Annotated in this window: 14 protein-coding genes and 1 pseudogene; 7 read left to right on the forward strand and 8 right to left on the reverse strand. The window is 73.2% G+C overall.

What is annotated here, in order from left to right:
- The 3 genes and pseudogenes from NCC78_RS03730 to NCC78_RS03745 all read left to right on the forward strand — a co-directional run.
- Positions 1 to 366: pseudogene (locus NCC78_RS03730) on the forward strand (hypothetical protein); the annotation flags it as partial.
- Between the two features lie 78 nt (positions 367 to 444).
- The gene (locus tag NCC78_RS32675; protein WP_504919362.1) at positions 445 to 1203 is read left to right on the forward strand and encodes a GNAT family N-acetyltransferase; all 759 of its coding nucleotides are present in this window, start codon (positions 445 to 447) and stop codon (positions 1201 to 1203) included.
- A gap of 108 nt (positions 1204 to 1311) precedes the next feature.
- Positions 1312 to 2181 carry a hypothetical protein gene (locus NCC78_RS03745; protein WP_250791741.1) on the forward strand — a complete coding sequence of 290 codons (870 nt, stop codon included), beginning with the start codon at positions 1312 to 1314 and terminating at the stop codon, positions 2179 to 2181.
- Positions 2182 to 2353: 172 nt separating this feature from the next.
- Here the strand turns inward: NCC78_RS03745 and NCC78_RS03750 are convergent, their stop codons facing one another.
- The 3 genes from NCC78_RS03750 to mshB form a co-directional block, all read right to left on the reverse strand.
- Complete coding sequence (locus NCC78_RS03750) at positions 2354 to 2821, reverse strand: hypothetical protein (RefSeq protein ID WP_250791742.1); 468 nt, start codon at positions 2819 to 2821, stop codon at positions 2354 to 2356.
- Positions 2822 to 2899: 78 nt separating this feature from the next.
- Complete coding sequence (locus tag NCC78_RS03755) at positions 2900 to 3358, reverse strand: hypothetical protein (RefSeq protein WP_250791743.1); 459 nt, start codon at positions 3356 to 3358, stop codon at positions 2900 to 2902.
- Positions 3355 to 4281, reverse strand: a complete 927-nt coding sequence (gene mshB / locus NCC78_RS03760; RefSeq protein WP_250791744.1) for an N-acetyl-1-D-myo-inositol-2-amino-2-deoxy-alpha-D-glucopyranoside deacetylase — start codon at positions 4279 to 4281, stop codon at positions 3355 to 3357. The genes NCC78_RS03755 and mshB overlap by 4 nt, the downstream gene beginning before the upstream one ends.
- Before the next feature lie 86 nt (positions 4282 to 4367).
- Here mshB and NCC78_RS03765 point away from each other — a divergent pair, with 86 nt between their 5' ends.
- Positions 4368 to 6509 (forward strand): prolyl oligopeptidase family serine peptidase, encoded by a 2142-nt coding sequence (locus NCC78_RS03765; protein ID WP_250791745.1) that lies wholly within the window; start codon positions 4368 to 4370, stop codon positions 6507 to 6509.
- A 63-nt stretch (positions 6510 to 6572) separates the two neighbouring features.
- On the opposite strand, the gene NCC78_RS03770 is transcribed toward NCC78_RS03765, so the two are convergent.
- From NCC78_RS03770 to NCC78_RS03790, 5 genes are all read right to left on the reverse strand, one after another.
- Positions 6573 to 8315, reverse strand: coding sequence for an ABC transporter substrate-binding protein (locus NCC78_RS03770; RefSeq protein WP_250791746.1), 1743 nt, complete (start codon positions 8313 to 8315; stop codon positions 6573 to 6575).
- Positions 8316 to 8469: 154 nt separating this feature from the next.
- Positions 8470 to 9456 carry an ABC transporter permease gene (locus tag NCC78_RS03775; protein WP_250791747.1) on the reverse strand — a complete coding sequence of 329 codons (987 nt, stop codon included), beginning with the start codon at positions 9454 to 9456 and terminating at the stop codon, positions 8470 to 8472.
- Between the two features lie 69 nt (positions 9457 to 9525).
- Positions 9526 to 10533 (reverse strand): ABC transporter permease, encoded by a 1008-nt coding sequence (locus NCC78_RS03780; protein WP_250791748.1) that lies wholly within the window; start codon positions 10531 to 10533, stop codon positions 9526 to 9528.
- The gene (locus tag NCC78_RS03785; RefSeq protein ID WP_250791749.1) at positions 10530 to 11639 is read right to left on the reverse strand and encodes an ABC transporter ATP-binding protein; all 1110 of its coding nucleotides are present in this window, start codon (positions 11637 to 11639) and stop codon (positions 10530 to 10532) included. The genes NCC78_RS03780 and NCC78_RS03785 overlap by 4 nt, the downstream gene beginning before the upstream one ends.
- A 115-nt stretch (positions 11640 to 11754) precedes the next feature.
- On the reverse strand, positions 11755 to 12810 hold the full coding sequence (locus NCC78_RS03790) for an ABC transporter ATP-binding protein (RefSeq protein WP_372495043.1): 1056 nt from the start codon (positions 12808 to 12810) through the stop codon (positions 11755 to 11757).
- A 269-nt stretch (positions 12811 to 13079) separates the two neighbouring features.
- Here NCC78_RS03790 and NCC78_RS03795 point away from each other — a divergent pair, with 269 nt between their 5' ends.
- From NCC78_RS03795 to NCC78_RS03805, 3 genes are read left to right on the forward strand one after another with little or no spacing between them, the layout of a single operon-like run.
- Positions 13080 to 13631: a Uma2 family endonuclease gene (locus tag NCC78_RS03795; RefSeq protein WP_250791751.1), complete on the forward strand. Its 552-nt coding sequence runs from the start codon at positions 13080 to 13082 to the stop codon at positions 13629 to 13631.
- A 33-nt stretch (positions 13632 to 13664) separates the two neighbouring features.
- Positions 13665 to 15101 (forward strand): TldD/PmbA family protein, encoded by a 1437-nt coding sequence (locus NCC78_RS03800; protein ID WP_250791752.1) that lies wholly within the window; start codon positions 13665 to 13667, stop codon positions 15099 to 15101.
- Entirely contained in the window at positions 15098 to 16540 is a 1443-nt protein-coding gene (locus NCC78_RS03805) for a TldD/PmbA family protein (RefSeq protein ID WP_250791753.1), read from the forward strand. The genes NCC78_RS03800 and NCC78_RS03805 overlap by 4 nt, the downstream gene beginning before the upstream one ends.
- The last annotated feature ends 221 nt before the right edge of the window (positions 16541 to 16761 follow it).

The raw sequence follows: 16761 nt of genomic DNA on the forward strand, positions 1-16761 counted from the left end.
GGGGAGTCGACCGGCGCCACCGGAGGTGGTGGCACCCCCACCGGAGCCGCCCCGAGCGCGTCCGCCACCCCGTCCTCCGGCGCGCCCACGCCAAGCGCCGGCACCGCCGGCGTCCCGCAGACGCCGGAGCAGCGCACCGAGCAGTTGCGCGGGCTCTGCCGGTCGTACCTGGCGCGGCCGCCCGCGCAGCGCGAGGACCTGCTCGACACGCCCGCGTACGCCGCCCTGGTGACCGCCGCCGGCGGCCGGGAGAAGGTCGGCGACCACTGCCGGGAGCTGCTGCCCGAGGCCGAGCCGGAGAAGCCGACGAAGGGCAGGTCGTCGCCCTCCCCGGCGGCGCCGCCGACTCCCGGGGCGGACGACTGAACTCCCCGCCCGTTCCCGCCGGTCGCACCGAGTTTCTCTGCTAGACAGGAGTTGGTGGGACCCGCGACGCCCCCGCCGATGTCGGTGGGTGGCGCTACGGTGGCACGAGCGGAAGCCGGTGCGGGGAAGGGAGTCCGTCCTGTGGTGACGTCGCCGGAGGTCGATCGGGCCAGCGTCCTGCGCGAGTCGGGCGCGGCGGCCAGCCACCTCGCCCGGATCTGCTTCAAGACCGGGCCGCCGACCCGCGCCGGCGTCGAACTCGAATGGACCGTGCACGACGCCGCCGACCCCGCCCGCCCGGTCGACGGCGAGCGGCTCCGGGCGGCACTGGGGCCGCACAGCCCCCACACGCTTGATCGCACGAGCCCCGCCGAGCAGCTCCGGCACGGCAGTACCGTGACCGTGGAGCCGGGCGGGCAACTGGAGATCTCCACCGCGCCGCGCTCGTCGATCGCCGCGCTCATCCACGCCACGGACGGCGACATCGCCGAGGTCAGCGGCCTGCCGGACGCCGCCCGGCACGTGCTCACCGCCGTGGACCGGGTCCGCTTCGCCCACGTGTACGTCGACGGCGCGCTGGTGGCGATCGGGCGGGGCACCGTCACGGGCCAGGGACGCTGGCTCGGGCTCAGCCTGATCGAGGTGGTGCCCGCCGCCCGGCGGCGAGGGCTGGCCCGCTTCGTCATCCACGAACTGGTCGACTGGGCCGCCGCGCAGGGGGCCACCCACGCCTTCCTTCAGGTGGAGCAGCGCAACACCGGCGCGGTGGCGCTCTACCGGGGGCTCGGCTTCACCACCCACCACACCTACCTGACCCGGGTCGCCCCGCCGACCTGACGGCACTCGCGGGATTCCCGCAGGTCCTCCGGGGTACGGGAGGTGGTGGACGCGGCGCGGTGCGCGTCGTGACACCCCCCGCAACCCCGGCTCAGGAAGGACCACGCGATGGCCACGCGAAGCGCATCGGGGCGCGCCGGCGGCGCGACGGCGACGAAGGACGTCCCCGGCAACCAGACGCCGAACACCCCGGAGATCAACGAGAGCGAGATCGCCCGGCTCAAGGTCGACCAGCTCCGCGACCGACTCCGCCGACGCGGCATCACCGGCACCGCCGACATGCGCAAGGACGAACTGGTCGACGCGCTGATCACAGCCCTCCGCGACGGCCGGAAGACCACCCCGTCCCGGACCGGCTCCGGCTCGGCCGGCCGCGCCACGGCAGCGGCACGGGGCAGCTCCGGCTCGCGCGCCGTACGGTCGGACTCGCCCCAGGCGGCGGAGCTGGCGGAGGTGGAGCGGCGAGCGGCGGAACTGGAGAACGTGACGCCGCAGGCGGCGGAGGTGGAGGAAGTGGAGCGGCGAGCGGCGGAGCTGGAGGCGGCGGTGTCCGGCAGCACGGCGCTGCCGGCTCCCCCGGCGGACGCGGCACCCGACACGCCCGCGCTACCGCCGGCGCCGGCCGACGCGGACGCCACTGCCGAGGGCCACACCCCCACGCCCCCCGGCGGGACCGACGAGGCGGACAGGCCCGGCAAGGCCCACGTTCCGCAGCCCCGGGGCGCGACCGGTCCGGAGGCCGCGCAGGCCGTGCGCACTGCCGACGGGGCAGCCGGGTCGGGGCCCGAGCTGACCATGGAGACGGCGGACCGGGTGCTCACCTCGATGGTGCCGGCGGAGCTGGATCCGGTCGACGAGGTGGTCACCCCGGAGGGCACCATCCTCACCGCCGGGGCCGGGTCGGCCGACGCGGCGGTGGCCACCCCGCCCCTGCCGACGACGGAGCGTCGGGAGCGGACGCCCTCCTCCGCCCGGTAGACCATCAGGGCGGCACCGGGCCGGGCGCGCCGAGAGCGGCGACGTCCGGCCCGGACCCGACCGGCGGGGCTTTCTCCGGTCGTCCAGCCCGGATCGGGCTCGCTCCCGTCGTCCGGCTCGGATCCGACCGGCGGGCCGCGCCGGGCCGCAACGGACGTGCGGGGGCGGCGGGTCAGCGGCGGACGACTCGGCGGGGCTTGGCGGTCTTCATCTCGGCGTACCGCTTGAGGGTCTGCGAGCGGTGGTCGAGGCCGAGCGCGGTGAGGACCAGGTAGCCGAGCAGCACCCCGGCGCCGGTGGCGGCGAGGTAGAGCCAGATCTGGGCGAAGAAGGTGCCGGCCCCACCGCCGAACGGGTTGTCGCCCACGAGCAGCGGGCCCACCAGCACGGTCAGCAGCAGCGCGATGCCGACCCCGGCGGCCATGTCCGCCCCCCAGGCGGCGGCCGGCCGACGCCGGCCCCACACGAAGGCGACCGCGGCCAGGATCAGCCCGATCACCACGAACATCCCGAGCGACACCCGGTCGGCGGCGGCGCTGTCGTCACCGTCGGAGCCGAACCGGATGACCAGCCGGGCGACCACGTTGACCACGAACAGCGCGACCGCGAGCAACCCGATCGCGCGCCACCGCTCTCTCATCGTACTCCTCCCGCCGTACCGCCCGCCGCGGTGGCGGGCTTCCTGGCAGGAATATCTACCACCGGAAGCTGTGTGCCGTCAGTCCCTCATCCGGACCGGCGGGGGCGACAGGACCTGCCGGAAGCCCATCACCGCGAAGGTCATGGCGCCGGCGACGATCATGGCCAGGCCGACCCAGTTGTCGCCGGCGAGGAGCAGGTCCCCCTCAGTGGTCCGGACGGCCGCGACCGCCATGAGTACGAACCAGGGCGCCGCGGGCAGCGCGACCGCCCAGCGACGGCCGACCGCCACGTGGGCGAACCAGCTCAGCGCGATGTTCGCGCCGATCGCGACGAGCACCGAGACGCCGATCAGCTGCCCGCCCACCCGGACCGTGGCGAGCAGCAGCTCCAGCACCGCCGTGAGCACCCCACCCAGGACGGCGACCAGCCCGCCGGCTACCCGCAGGGCGAGGTCGAGCAGCCGCCGGGACCGCCCGGGCGGCGGCGGGGCGGTCTCGTCCGGGACGACGGTCATCGGCGCGGCGGGCAGGGTCATCGCAGGCCGGACGCCCCGACCGGGGACCGGTCCGGGTGATCGGCGGCGGCGAGCCCGGCGAAGAGGTCGTCCTCCCAGCCGTACGGCCCGCTGCCCGGGCCCTTCTCGCCCACCGCGAGGGTGTAGAACTCCACGCCCATGAACTCGCTGCCGAAGTTCCCGGCGATCGTGTAGAGCCAGGAAGTGTCGGGGATCTGGCTGGCGTGCGCGCGCATGGCCGCCTCCTTGGCGGCGTGCTGCTCGGTGGCGTCGATCCGGGCGGCGATCTGCGCGTCCGGGGTGCCGAAGGGCAGCTCGGAGAGGTCCGCGATGCCGGCGAAGGGGTTGTCGGACGACTCGGCGAAGTGCGTCATGCCGGCCTCCATCACGCTGAGCGGCATCGCCGTCCAGTAGACCTTGGCCGGGGCGAAGCCCTCGGCGCGGGCCAGCTCGACGGCGCGCATCGTCACCCGGTGCGCCTGGATGTGGTCGGGGTGCCCGTAGAAGCCGTTGTCGTCGTACGTGATCACGACCTGCGGGCGTACCTCCCGCATGATCTCCACCAGGTGCCCGGCGGCCTCGTCGAGGCCGGCCTGCCAGAAGGCCCGGGGGTGCTCGTTGGTGGCCAGGCCCATCATCCCGGAGTCGCGGTAGCGGCCGGCTCCGCCGAGGAAGCGGTGGTCGGTGACGCCGAGCGCGGCGCAGGCGGCGTTGAGCTCGGCGATCCGCCAGCCGCCGAGCTGGTCCGCCTCGGCGGCGGCGAGCTGGGCCAGCGCCGGCACGTGGATCTCGCCCTCCTCGCCGAGGGTGCAGGTCACCAGCGTGACGTGCGCGCCGGCGGCCACGTAGTGGGCCATCGTCGAGCCGGTGCCGATGGACTCGTCGTCGGGGTGCGCGTGGACCAGCAGGAGGCGGCGGTCGGGCAGCGTCGTCACGACGGTCACTCTATCCGGCGGTATTCCGCCGCCGGCCCCGACGCGTCCACGCAGGTCGGCCACATCGCCCTCGGCGCCGCTTTACGATCTGGCCTGTGGACTTTCCGGAGCTGGCCGCCCGCACCCGCCGGTTCAGCCACGGGGCGCCGCGCGCCGTCTCCGTGGCTGACGACGGCTCCCGGGTGGTCTTCCTGCGCTCGGCCGGCCCGGAGGACCCGGCCGACGCGCTCTGGCTCCTGGACGTGGGCACCGGGGAGGAGCGGCTGGTCGCCGAGCCGGCGACGCTGCTGGGCGCCGGGGCCGACGCCGACGCGCTGGGCCCCGGTGAGCGCGCGCTGCGTGAGCGGTTGCGGCTGAGCGCCGCCGGCATCGGCTCGTACGCCCTCGACGCCGCCGGGCGGGTGGCGGTCTTCGCGCTGGCCGGTCGGCTGTTCCGGGCCGACCTGGTGCACGGCGACGTGGTGGAGGTGGACGCCGTCGGTCCGGTGCTCGACCCGCGGCCGGATCCGACCGGGGAACGCCTGGCGTACGTCACCGACGCGGCGGAGGGGGTGCGCCGGGGCCAGTTGCGGGTGGTCGACGGCGACGGCACCGACAACCTGCTGGCCGGCGAGGACTCCGGCGTGACGTGGGGGCTCGCCGAGCACATCGCGGCCGAGGAGTTCGCCCGGTTCCGGGGCTACTGGTGGGCGCCGGACGGGCGCTCGGTGCTGGCCGCCCGGGTCGACGAGTCCCGGCTGGACCGCTGGCACCTGCACGACCCGGCCGATCCGGCGCACCCGCCCACCACCGTCGCCTACCCGCGGGCGGGTGGCCCGAACGCCGAGGTCAGCCTGCACCTGCTCGACCTCGACGGCGGCTGGGTCGACGTGCACTGGGACCGTGAGACCTACCCGTACCTGACCGCCGTGCACTGGGCCGAGGGTGGTCCGCTGATCACCGTGCTGCGCCGCTCCCAGCAGCACGGCCTGGTGCTCGCGGTCGACCCGCGCACCGGCGAGACCCAGGTGCACGCCGAACTGGCCGACCCGCGCTGGGTGGAGCCGATCCCCGGCACCCCGGCGCACCTGCCGGACGGCCGGGTGCTGGTCGGCGGCGAGCTGGCCCACGACGGGTACGACGCGCGCTGCCTCTTCGCCGACGGCACCCTGCTCACGCCGCCGTCGCTCTACGTGCGGCGGGTGGTGGGCCGGCTGCCCGGCGGCACCGGGCCGGCGGACCTGCTGGTGGAGGCGAGCGACGGCGAGCCGAGCGAGCGGCACCTGTTCCGGGTGCGCACCACCATCGGTGGCGGCGTCGACGCCCGCCGGGTCACCAACGACCCGGGCTGGCACACCGCGGCCGTCGGCGGCGACGTGCTGGTGGTGGGGAGCGCCTCGCTGGACCACCCGGGCACCCGGTGGGCGGTGTGGCGGGGCGACCGTGAGGTGGCCGTGCTGCGCTCGCTCGCCGCCACCCCGCCGTACGCCCCGCTGCCGCTGCTGGAGCGGGTGACCGACCGGCGGCTGCCCACGGCGGTGCTCTACCCGGACAACTACGTCACGGGCCGCCGGCTGCCGGTGCTGCTGGACGTCTACGGCGGCCCGGGGCACCAGGAGGTGGTCGCCGCCCGGGCGGCCTGGCTGGAGCGGCAGTGGTGGGCCGACGCCGGCTTCGCGGTGGTGACGATCGACAACCGCGGCACCCCGGGGGTGGCCCCCTCCTTCGAGAAGGCGATCCACCGGCGGATGGCCGACGTCATCCTGACCGACCAGGTGGACGCGCTGACCGCGCTGGCCGGCAAGCACCCGGATCTGGACCTGGAACGGGTGGCCGTGCGGGGCTGGTCGTTCGGCGGCTGGCTGGCCGGGCTGGCGGTGCTGCGGCATCCGGAACTGTTCCGGTGCGGGATCGTGGGTGCGCCGGTGGCCGACTGGACGCTCTACGACACCGCCTACACGGAGCGCTACCTGGGCCTGCCGGACGACGGCATGGACGTCTACGCGCACCACTCGCTGGTGGAGCTGGCCGCCGAGCCGCTCACCGGCCCGGACCAGGCCCGGCCGCTGCTGCTGGTGCACGGCCTGGCCGACGACAACGTGGTGGCCGCGCACACGCTGCGCCTGTCGGCGGCGCTGCTCTCCACCGGCCGCCCGCACGCGGTGCTGCCGCTGACCGGGGCGACCCACATGGCCGCCGGCGGCACCGCCGAACGCCTGCTGAGGCTGGAACTCGACTTCCTGCGCCAGCACCTCTGACGCGCGAAGGCCCCCGGTCGACGGCGTTGTCGACCGGGGGCCCGTCCGTGCGGTGGTGCGGGGTTACTGCTTGACGTGGGCGTTCACGAAGGACGGGTAGCCGAAGACGCTGGAGATGAAGATCCCACCGGCCTTGGAACCGTGCACCGCGTAGGCCACGTCGACGAAGAGCGGCACCACCGGGGCGTGCTCCTTCATGATCCGTTCGTCGAGCTTGCCCCACTCCGGGCCCTGCTCGGTCGGCGGCAGGGCCAGGATCCGGTCCATCTCGGTGTTGATGGCGGCGTCGTTGAAGTACGACTGGTTGCTGTTGCCGTCGGCCTTGATGGTCCGGCCGTCGTAGAGCACCGGCAGGATCGAGGCGCCGCTGGGCCAGTCCGCCGCCCAGTTACCGATGTAGAGGTCCCAGGGGTTGTTCTTCTTCTTGACCTCGTCGAGCTTGGCGTCGTCCGGGATGTTCCGGATCGTGATCTTGAAGCCGGCCCGCTCCAGGTTGCCCTTGAGCTGGGTGGCCATCTGCTGCTCGGTCGTGCTGTCGGCCGCGCCGAAGACCAGCTCCGGCGTCTGGCCGCCGAGCAGCTCCTTGGCCTTGTCGACGTTGCCGTTGGCCCCGGCCGGGTACGCGTCGTACGCCTTGTAGCCGATGGTCGATGGCGGCATCAGCGTGGTCATCGGGGCGGCGACGGTCTGGCCGCCGAGCGCCTTGACCAGACCGTCCCGGTCGATGGCGTAGTTCAGCGCCTGGCGGATCTTGAGGTCGGTGACCCGCTGGGTGTTGATGACCAGCTGGTTGGCGCTCGGGGTCGGCGACAGGATGCTGCGGGACTTCAGCGCCGGGTCGTTGGCGACCTTGGCGACCAGCGAGGCCGGCACGTAGTTCCAGGCCAGCGCGCTCTGGTCGGCGCCGTTGTCGGCGATCACCCGGTTGTTCGCGGCGTCGGCGGTCGGGCCGAAGCTCCAGACGAACTGGTCCGGGTACTGGTGGCGCACCGGGTCGGTCTTCGGGTCCCAGTTGGGGTTGCGGTCCAGGGTGAGCTGGACGCCCGCCTGGTTCTTGGCGACCTTGTAGGGCCCGGAGGAGAACGGCCGCTGGTCCAGGTTGACCCCGGTGTCCTTGTCGGCCTTCAGCGGCGCGGTGGTCGGCAGCGAGACCGCGAACGGCAGGTCACAGCGGGGCTTGGCGAACTCGAAGCGCAGCGTCTTGTCGTCGGGGGTGGTCAGCCCCGGCGGCAGCGAGGTCTTGTTCTTCTTGAAGTCCCACTTGGTGTCGAACTGCGGGCTGTCGGCCAGCCACTCCTGGATGTAGGTGGGACCGCCGGAGAGGTCCGGGTCGAAGGAACGGGCGATGCCGTACGCGATCTCCTTGGCGGTGATCGCGCTGCCGTCCTCGAACTTCACCCCGTCCTTGATCTTGAATTCCCAGACCTTGCAATCGGAGTTGACGTTGGTGCCCGGCGTCTCGGCCAGGTCACCGACGAGGACCAGGCCGCCCTTGCCGTCGTCCTTCCAGGTGGTCAGGTAGCGGGCGAAGAGCGGGTTGGCCATCAGGCCCGCGAACGAGTACGTCCGCTGCGGGTCCAGGTGGGAGATGGGGGTCTCCCGGATGATGGTGAAGGTGCCGCCCTTCTGGGCGCCGGCCACCTCCGCCGCCGGCCCCATGGAGTCCTTCGGGTCGGTCGCGATGACCCCGGTCTGCTGCCGGTTCGTGTCCACCGTGGTGCCCTCGCCCGTGTTCTCCGAGCATGCACCCAGTGCCACAACCAGTGCGATCGCGCCGCCTGCGGCGGCCGCCACGCGTGGTCGCATCTCCTACCTCCTCCACCCCGTCCGCCGGGCGGGAACCGCCCACGTCGAGGATCGTAAAGAAGAAAACCTACAAGTTGTGTAACAGTTGTCGATAAATTTCACCGCCGTCCGACCGGCGGACGCCCGACCCGGCCAGGCGGCCGGAGCACGGGCGTCAGCCCAGCCGGACGCGGGGGTCGATGGCGGCGTAGAGCAGGTCCACCAGGACGTTGGCCAGCACCACGAAGACCGCCGAGATCAGCACGGTGGCCATGATGGTGGGCAGGTCGCCCGCGCGGACCGCCTCGACCGCGGTGCGCCCCAGCCCCTGGATGCCGAAGGTGGTCTCGGTGATCACCGTGCCGCCCAGCGCCGCCCCGACGTCCAAGCCGGCGATGGTGACCACCGGGGTGATCGCCGCGCGCAGCGCATGCCGCCCGTACACCGCGGGTTTGGCCAGGCCCTTGGCCCGCGCGGTCCGCACGAAGTCCTCCGACAGCGTCTCCAGCATCTGCGCCCTCGACAGTCGGGCGTAGATCGCCGAGAAGAGGAAGGCCAGCGCGATCCAGGAGAGCACCAGCCCGCTGGCCCACTTCACCGGGTTGTCGAAGACCGAGGTGTAGCTCGGCACCGGCAGCCAGCGCAGGTTGTAGACGAAGATCATCAGCAGTACCGCGCCGACGAAGTAGAGCTGGAGCGAGGCGCCGGTCAGCGAGAAGCCGATCGCGGCCCGGTCCAGCCAGGTGCCACGGCGCAACGCGGAGACCATGCCCAGGCCCACGCCGAGCAGCAGCCAGAGGATCGCCGCCGGGATCACGATGCTCAGCGTCACCGGCAGCACCCGGGTGATGGTGTCCAGCACCGCCTCGTTGTTGACGTACGACCAGCCGAGGCAGGGCGCGTCGCACCGGCCGCCCTGGGCGCTGCCCAGGTCCCGGCCGGTGAAGATGCCCTTCATGTAGCCGGCGTACTGGGTGACCAGCGGGTCGCGCAGGCCCAGCTCCTGGCGCACCCGCTCCAGCCGCTCCGGGTTGCAGTTCTTCGGGCACATGCCGCTGACCGGGTCACGGGGCAGCGCGAAGAACATCAGGAAGGTCAGCACGCTCACCGCGAAGAGGGTGAGCACCGCGGAGAAGATCCGCTTGATCAGGAAGCGCGCCATCAGTGTCCAGCTCCATTCGCGACTGCGGGGCTCCGCTCCGCCGCACTCCTCGCGCTCATCCCGGCACCCCTACCGGGACGACTTCGGGTCGAGCGCGTCGCGCAGCGCGTCGCCGAAGAGGTTGAACGCGAACACGAGCGCGAAGATCGTGATGCCGGGGAAGAAGACGAACGCCGGGTCGGTCTGGAGGTAGTCCAGGCTCTCGTAGATCATCCGACCGAAGCTCGGGGTCTCCTCGGTGAGGCCGACGCCGATGAACGACAGCGCCGCCTCGCTGGTGATGAACTGCGGCACCGCCAGCGAGAACGACACCAGGATCGGCGCCCAGATGTTCGGCAGCAGTTGCCGGAAGATCATGTGCCCGAGCCCGGCGCCGCTGGCCCTGGCCGCCTCCACGAACTCCCGCTCGCGCAGCGCGATCACCTGCCCGCGGACCAGCCGGGCGGTGCTGGTCCAGCCGAACATCGCGAAGACGGCGATCAGCACCGCCACCCCGAAGGCCGGGGAGACGGCTTCCCGCTCGCCGTAGAAGCGCAACGTCAGGGTGGGGGTCAGCGCCAGCGCGATGATCAGGAAGGGCATGGCCAGGGTGAGGTCGGTGACCCAGTTGATCACCGCGTCGAGCCAGCCGCCGAGGAAGCCGGCGAGCGCCCCGAGCACGATGCCGAGGACCGCCGTGATCACCGCCGCGGCGAAGGCGATCAGCAGCGAGGTACGCAGGCCGTAGACCAGCCGGACGAAGATGTCGCGGCCCAGTCCGGGCTCCAGCCCGAAGAAATGGTCCCCCGACACGCCTCCGGCGTAGCCGAGCGGCATGCCGAAGCCGTCCAGCTTGCCCTGGAACTGGTCGCGCGGACCGATGCCGTAGAGCAGCTCGACCAGCGGCGCGGAGAGCGCCACCAGCACGAAGAAGATCAGCAGCACCCCGCTGACCATCGCGGTCCGGTCCCGGCGCAGCCGGATCCAGGCGAGCTGGCCGGGTGAGCGGCCGACGAAGCCCTTCTCCTTCGGCACGTCGGCGCCACCGCCGGCCCCGATCTCGGCCAGCGCCACGCCCTCCACCGGGGACATGCTCATTTCGACACCTCCTCGACGCCCGCCGCCGTGGCGCCCGGGCCCGTCCCGACCCCCCGAGCGCCCGGACCCGTGGCGACCGCGTGAGCGTCCGGGCCGGCGCCGACCGGCCCCGACTCCGGGAAGTGGCACGCGGTGGCCTGGCGTCCGCCGTCGCGGGGCACCAGCGCCGGCTCCTCGGTCGCGCAGATGTCCTGCGCCTTCCAGCAGCGGGTGCGGAACCGGCAGCCCGAGGGCGGGTTCAGCGGGGTGGGCACGTCGCCGGTCAGCCGGATCCGGCCGGCCGGGCCGAGCTTCGTGACGTCCGGGATCGCCGAGAGCAACGCCCGGGTGTACGGGTGCTGCGGGCGCTCGTAGATGTCGACCCGGTCGCCGATCTCGACGATCCGGCCCAGGTACATCACCGCGACCCGCTGGCAGAAGTGCCGGACCACGGCCAGGTCGTGCGCGATGAAGACGAACGCCAGGCCCAGGTCGCGTTGCAGGTCGCGCAGCAGGTTGACCACCTGCGCCTGGATCGACACGTCCAGGGCGGAGACCGGCTCGTCGGCGACGATCAGCTTCGGTCGCAGCGCCAGGGCGCGCGCGATGCCGATGCGCTGCCGCTGGCCGCCGGAGAACTCGTGCGGGTAGCGGTTGTAGTGCTCGGGGTTGAGCCCGACCAGCTCCAGCAGTTCCCGCACCCGGGCCTTGACGCCACCGGGCGGGTTGATCCCGTTGACCTGCAACGGCATCGCGACGATCCGGCCGACCGTGTGCCGGGGGTTCAGCGAGGCGTACGGGTCCTGGAAGATGATCTGGAGGTCCTGCCGCAGCGGGCGCAGCTCCCGCCGGCCGGCGTGCGTGATGTCCCGCCCGGCGAACTCGATCGTCCCCGCGGTGGGCTCCAGCAGCCGGACCAGCATCCGACCGGTGGTGGTCTTGCCGCAGCCCGACTCCCCCACCAGGCCGAGCGTCTCGCCCGGGCGCACGTCGAAGTCCAGCCCGTCCACGGCCCGCACCAGGCCCCCGCCGCGAAGGCCGTCACGCACGGGGAAGTGCTTGCTCAGCCCGCGCACCCGCAGCAGCGGTTCCCCGGCGACGGCCGGGGCCGCACTGCTCGCGCTCATCCCAGCCTGGCCTTCGTTCGCGACTGCGGGACTCCGCTGCGCCGCGTTCCTCGCGCTCATCCCAGCCCACCTTCGTTCGCGACTGCGGGACTCGGCTGCGCTGCGTTCCTCGCGCTCACCGGGCCACCCCCACGTGTGCGATGTCCTCCGCGTACAGCCGGGTCCGGTCGTCGGCGGAGAGGTGGCAGGCGACCAGGTGGCCGGGCCCGCCGGCCGGGCGCAACTGCGGCACCTCGGTGCGGGACCGGTCGCCGTTGCGGTCGGCGTACCGGCAGCGCGGGTGGAAGGCGCAGCCGGAGGGCAGGTTGATCAGGCTCGGCGGATTGCCCGCGATCGGCACCAGGTCCGCGTCCGCGTCGCCGTGCAAGGACGGCACGCTGGAGAGCAACCCCCAGGTGTACGGGTGCTGCGGCCGGCGCAGCACCTGCTCGACGCTGCCGTGCTCGACCGCCCGGCCGCCGTACATCACCAGCACCTCGTCGGCGATCTGGCTGACCACACCCAGGTCGTGGGTGATCATGATGATCGCGGAGTGGAACTCGGCCTGGAGGTCGGCGAGCAGGTCGAGGATCTGCGCCTGCACGGTGACGTCCAGCGCGGTGGTGGGCTCGTCGGCGATCAGCAGGTCCGGATCGTTGACCAGCGCCATGGCGATCATCGCCCGCTGCCGCATGCCACCGGAGAACTCGTGCGGGTACTGGTCGAAGCGGCGGGCGGGCTGCGGGATGCCGACCCGGCCGAGCATGTCCACCGCGCGCTGCCGGGCCGCCCGCTTCCCGGCCTTCGGGTGGTGCACCCGGTACGCCTCGGCGATCTGCCTGCCCACGGTGAAGTAGGGGTGCAGCGCCGACAGCGGATCCTGGAAGATCATTGCCATGTCCCGGCCGCGCAGCCGGCGTACCTCCTCCTCCGGCAGGCCGACCAGCTGGCGGCCGCCGACGGAGATCTCCCCGGTGATGGTGGTCCGCTTCTCCTCGTGTAGGCCGAGGACGGCAAGGGAGGTGACGCTCTTGCCCGAGCCCGACTCCCCGACGATGCCGAGGGTGCGACCCCGCTGCACGCTGAACGACACCCCGTCGACCGCACGGACCACCCCGTCGGAGGTGTCGAAGCGGACCCGCAGGTCGTTCACCCGCAGGTACGGGTCCTCGCCGGAGCGCTGCTCCGGCACGCTGGGGCGGTCCGGTTCCCCGGACGGCGCCGGATCCGACCTGTCCACGACCGCCTCCCTCTGGCGCCTCCCGCCACGCGACGAAGAGAACCTACAGCAGAACTCAGAGGGTGAAAATAAGCTACAAAGCCGGGCCTGTCAGCGGGCCACAGCGTAACGACTCGACAACGCCCCCCGACACCCCTCGCCGCGCCATCCAGCACCGCAACTACCGGACACACCGCTGGTCAATCGCGCTCGACGGCCAGGTCGTGCGCTTTACTCGGCCTGTGCTTCCTCCCGACGTCCTCGGCAACCCGCTGCCCTGGACAGAGCAGGACTACCTCGCCCTGGGCGAGACGACCTGCCGGATCGAACTCGTCGACGGCGGCCTTCTCATCGGGCCTCCGCCTGCCGTCCGCCACCAGGTGATCGTGGGGAACCTGCTCGCTGCGCTGAGGCCGGGATGCGCGACGGCGTCACTGACCCCACTGCCGGTGATCAACCTCCGCCTCGAAGCCGGGAGGATTCTCAATCCAGACCTGGTCGTCCTCACCGACCTCGACTTCCACGCGCTCTGCGTGCCGGCGGCCGCGGTTCAACTCGTCGGTGAGGTCACCGCGCCCCATACCGCCGCCACCGACAAGGTGCTCAAGATGCACTACTACGCGGCAGCGGGCATCGAGTGGTACCTGCTGATCGATCAGGAGAGCCTGGCCATCCACCTCTACCAGCGGCAGGGCACGCACTACGTCGAGCGGTCGGTGACCAAGGCCGGCGAGGCGTTGGAGCTGACCGAGCCGGTGCGGGCCACCATCCGGCCGGAGGACCTGCTCGGCTGACGGATGTCGGTGTGCTCGCCTAGGGTCGGGCGCATGACCGAGTTCGACGCGGCGACCGCCGCGGTGCAGGCCGCGCTCGACGCGGGAGCCCGGTACGCCGACGCCCGCGTGATGCACCGACGCTACGAGTCCATGTCGGCCCGCAACGGCGACCTCGAGGAGCTGACCCAGGACGAGAGCATCGGGTTGGGCGTCCGGGCACTGGTCGGGTCGAGCTGGGGCTTCCACGCCGTACCCGACCTGACGGACGCCGCCGCGCGGGAGGCCGGCCGGCGCGCCGCCCGGATCGCCGCGGCGAGCGCGCGGGTGCCCGGTCCCCCGGTCGAGCTGGTGCCGACCGGCGCGGCGACCGCGAGCTGGGCGTCGCCCTGCACGGTGGACCCGCTCGGCGTGGCGCTCTCCAGCAAGGGCGACCTGCTGGTGGAGGCCACCAGGACGATGGCCGAGCACGGCGCCGACGTGGCCGAGGGGCTCTACCAGATCTGGGACACCGCCAAGTGGTTCGTCTCCAGCGAGGGCCACCGGATCGACCAGCACATCCGCGAATGCGGCGGCGGCATCTCCGCCACCTCCATCGGTGACGGAGAGACACAACGCCGTTCCTACCCCAGCTACCGCGGCCAGTACGGCACCACCGGCTGGGAGCTGGTCGAGTCGCTCGACCTGACCGCCCAGGCGGCGCGGATCGCCGACGAGTCCCGGGCCCTGCTCACCGCGCCGCTCTGCCCGGCCGGCGAGACCGATCTGATCCTCGGCGGCGAGCAGCTCGCGTTGCAGATCCACGAGTCGGTCGGCCACGCCATCGAGCTGGACCGGATCCTCGGCTGGGAGGCCGCCTTCGCCGGCACCTCCTGGTTGGATCTCACCCAGCTCGGCTCGCTGCGCTACGGCTCCGAGCTGATGAACGTCACCATCGACCCCACCATCCCCGGTGCGCTGGGCAGCTTCGGCTACGACGACGAGGGCTCCCCCGCCGTCAAGCGGGACGCGGTGCGCGAGGGGCGCTGGGTGGGCGTGCTCGCCGGCCGGGACTCGGCCGCCGTCGCCGGCCTCGACCACGGCGGGAGCGTACGCGCCGACGGGTGGGCCCGGCTGCCGATGGTGCGGATGACCAACGTCGGCCTGGAGCCGGGGCCGCACACCCTCGACGAGATCATCGCCGCCACCGACGACGGGGTGCTGATGGACATCAACCGCTCCTGGTCCATCGACGACAAACGGCTCAACTTCCAGTTCGGCTGCGAGGTGGGCTGGGAGATCAGGAACGGCAAGCGGGGACGGATGCTGCGCAACCCCACGTACACCGGGATCGGCCCCCTCTTCTGGCGCTCGATGGACATGCTCTCCGCCGAGACCGTCTCCTGGGGCACGCCCAACTGCGGCAAGGGCCAGCCGGGTCAGGTCGGGCACACCGGCCATCCGGCCGCGCCGGCCCGCTTCCGTGGCGTCCGGGTGGGGGTGCGCGCGTGAGCGGCACGGAGCTGGCGGTCGCCGGCGAGGTGGTGGAACTGGTCCGCTGGCTGGCCGGGCCGCAGGCGCAGGCCGAGGTGTCGGTGACCCGCTACGGGCTGGAGCTGACCCGGTTCGCGAACTCCTTCATCCACCAGAACGTCGCCGAGCAGAGCTTCTCCGTGCGGCTGCGCGTGCACGTCGACGGGCGGACCGCCACCGGCAGCGGCAGCCGGGTCGACCCCGACGGCCTGCGCGGCCTGGTCGACCGCACCCTCGCGGCGGCGCGGCTCTGCCCGCCCGACCCGGCCTGGCCGGGGTTGACCCCACCCGCACCGGTCGGCCCGAGCGGCCCGGTCGACGAGGCGATCACGGGCGCCCAGCCGGAGGACCGGGCCGACCGGGTGCGCGCCTTCGTGGACGCGGTCGGCGGGTTGGAGGCGGCCGGCTACTGCCGCACGTCGTACCGGTCCGGGGCGTTCGCCAACTCCGCCGGGCACTCCGCGCGGGGGCGCACGGCCGAGGCGGCGATGGACGGCATCGCCCGGGTCGGTGGCGCGGACGGCATGGCCCGGCTCTGCGTCGACCGTCTCGCCGACCTCGACGGCGCCGCCCTCGGCGCCCGGGCCGCGGCGAGGGCCCGGGCCGCCGTCGACCCGGTAGAGCTGCCCCCGGGCCGCTACGAGGTGGTGCTCGAACCGGCCGCCGTCGCCGACCTGTTGCAGAGCCTCTCCTGGTACGGCTTCAACGGCAAGCGCTACGCCGAACGGCAGTCCTTCGCCGAGCTCGGGGCCGCCCAGTTCGACCCGACGGTCACCCTGGTCGACGATCCGCTGCACGGCTCCGGCCTCCCGTACGACGTGGAGGGCACCCCGCGGCGACCGCTGACCCTGGTCGAGGCGGGCACCACCCGGGCGGTGACGCACGACCGGCGCAGCGGCGCCGAGGCGGGCACCGGGTCGACCGGCCACGGCATGCTCGGCGGGTCCACCTTCGGCCCGATCCCCCGCAACCTCCGCCTGGCCGCCACCACGGACAGCGGCGGCAGCACCGGCCCGGCGGGTGCCGGCGGCGCGGCCGCTACGGGTGCCGGCGGTGCGGGCGGCGCGGGCGGCGCGGGCGGTGCCGTGGTCGACGGGGACACCGCCGCGCTGGTCGGGCAGGTGCGCCGGGGGCTGCTGGTCAGCGACCTCTGGTACACCCGGGTGCTCGACCCGAAGAGCCTGGTCGTCACCGGCCTGACCCGCAACGGGGTCTGGCTGATCGAGGACGGCGTGGTCACCCGGGCCGTGCGCGACCTGCGCTTCACCGAGTCCTACCCGCGCGCCCTCGGCCCCGGGGCGGTGCTCGGCCTGGGTGCCCGGGCGGTCCGCCAGCCGGACCGGACCGACGGCGTCTGGTGGGAGGCGCCGCCGTTGCGGCTCGCCTCCTGGAACTTCACCGGCGGGGCTTCCGGCTGATCCGTCAGGCGTAACATCCGGACATCGATCATCCTGCGGGGCTTTCCACCGGGCGGGACACACGGGACACTGCCTTGCGCGGACGGCTCGCGAAGATCGGCGTAACGTGTGTCACTTAGCTGCGCCGTATCGCCGGCGTGGTCGTTGGTGTGCGCATGACGTGGCAAGCGGGTGCGGGTTCGCCGGTCCGCGTGCCGACCGGAACTCGAACCGCCGCCCTT

Origin of the sequence: Micromonospora phytophila (genome assembly GCF_023656545.1) — a bacterium.
GTDB classification, from domain to species: domain Bacteria; phylum Actinomycetota; class Actinomycetes; order Mycobacteriales; family Micromonosporaceae; genus Micromonospora; species Micromonospora phytophila.

What these genes read in the sequence shown, in the direction of transcription:
- NCC78_RS03750 (WP_250791742.1), bottom strand. Translation starts at nt 2,821, where the DNA reads ATGAGAGAGCGGTGGCGCGCGATCGGGTTGCTCGCGGTCGCGCTGTTC.
- NCC78_RS32675 (WP_504919362.1), top strand. Translation starts at nt 445, where the DNA reads ATGTCGGTGGGTGGCGCTACGGTGGCACGAGCGGAAGCCGGTGCGGGG.
- NCC78_RS03780 (WP_250791748.1), bottom strand. Translation starts at nt 10,533, where the DNA reads ATGAGCATGTCCCCGGTGGAGGGCGTGGCGCTGGCCGAGATCGGGGCC.
- NCC78_RS03785 (WP_250791749.1), bottom strand. Translation starts at nt 11,639, where the DNA reads ATGAGCGCGAGCAGTGCGGCCCCGGCCGTCGCCGGGGAACCGCTGCTG.
- NCC78_RS03770 (WP_250791746.1), bottom strand. Translation starts at nt 8,315, where the DNA reads ATGCGACCACGCGTGGCGGCCGCCGCAGGCGGCGCGATCGCACTGGTT.
- NCC78_RS03800 (WP_250791752.1), top strand. Translation starts at nt 13,665, where the DNA reads ATGACCGAGTTCGACGCGGCGACCGCCGCGGTGCAGGCCGCGCTCGAC.
- NCC78_RS03745 (WP_250791741.1), top strand. Translation starts at nt 1,312, where the DNA reads ATGGCCACGCGAAGCGCATCGGGGCGCGCCGGCGGCGCGACGGCGACG.
- NCC78_RS03755 (WP_250791743.1), bottom strand. Translation starts at nt 3,358, where the DNA reads ATGACCCTGCCCGCCGCGCCGATGACCGTCGTCCCGGACGAGACCGCC.
- NCC78_RS03775 (WP_250791747.1), bottom strand. Translation starts at nt 9,456, where the DNA reads ATGGCGCGCTTCCTGATCAAGCGGATCTTCTCCGCGGTGCTCACCCTC.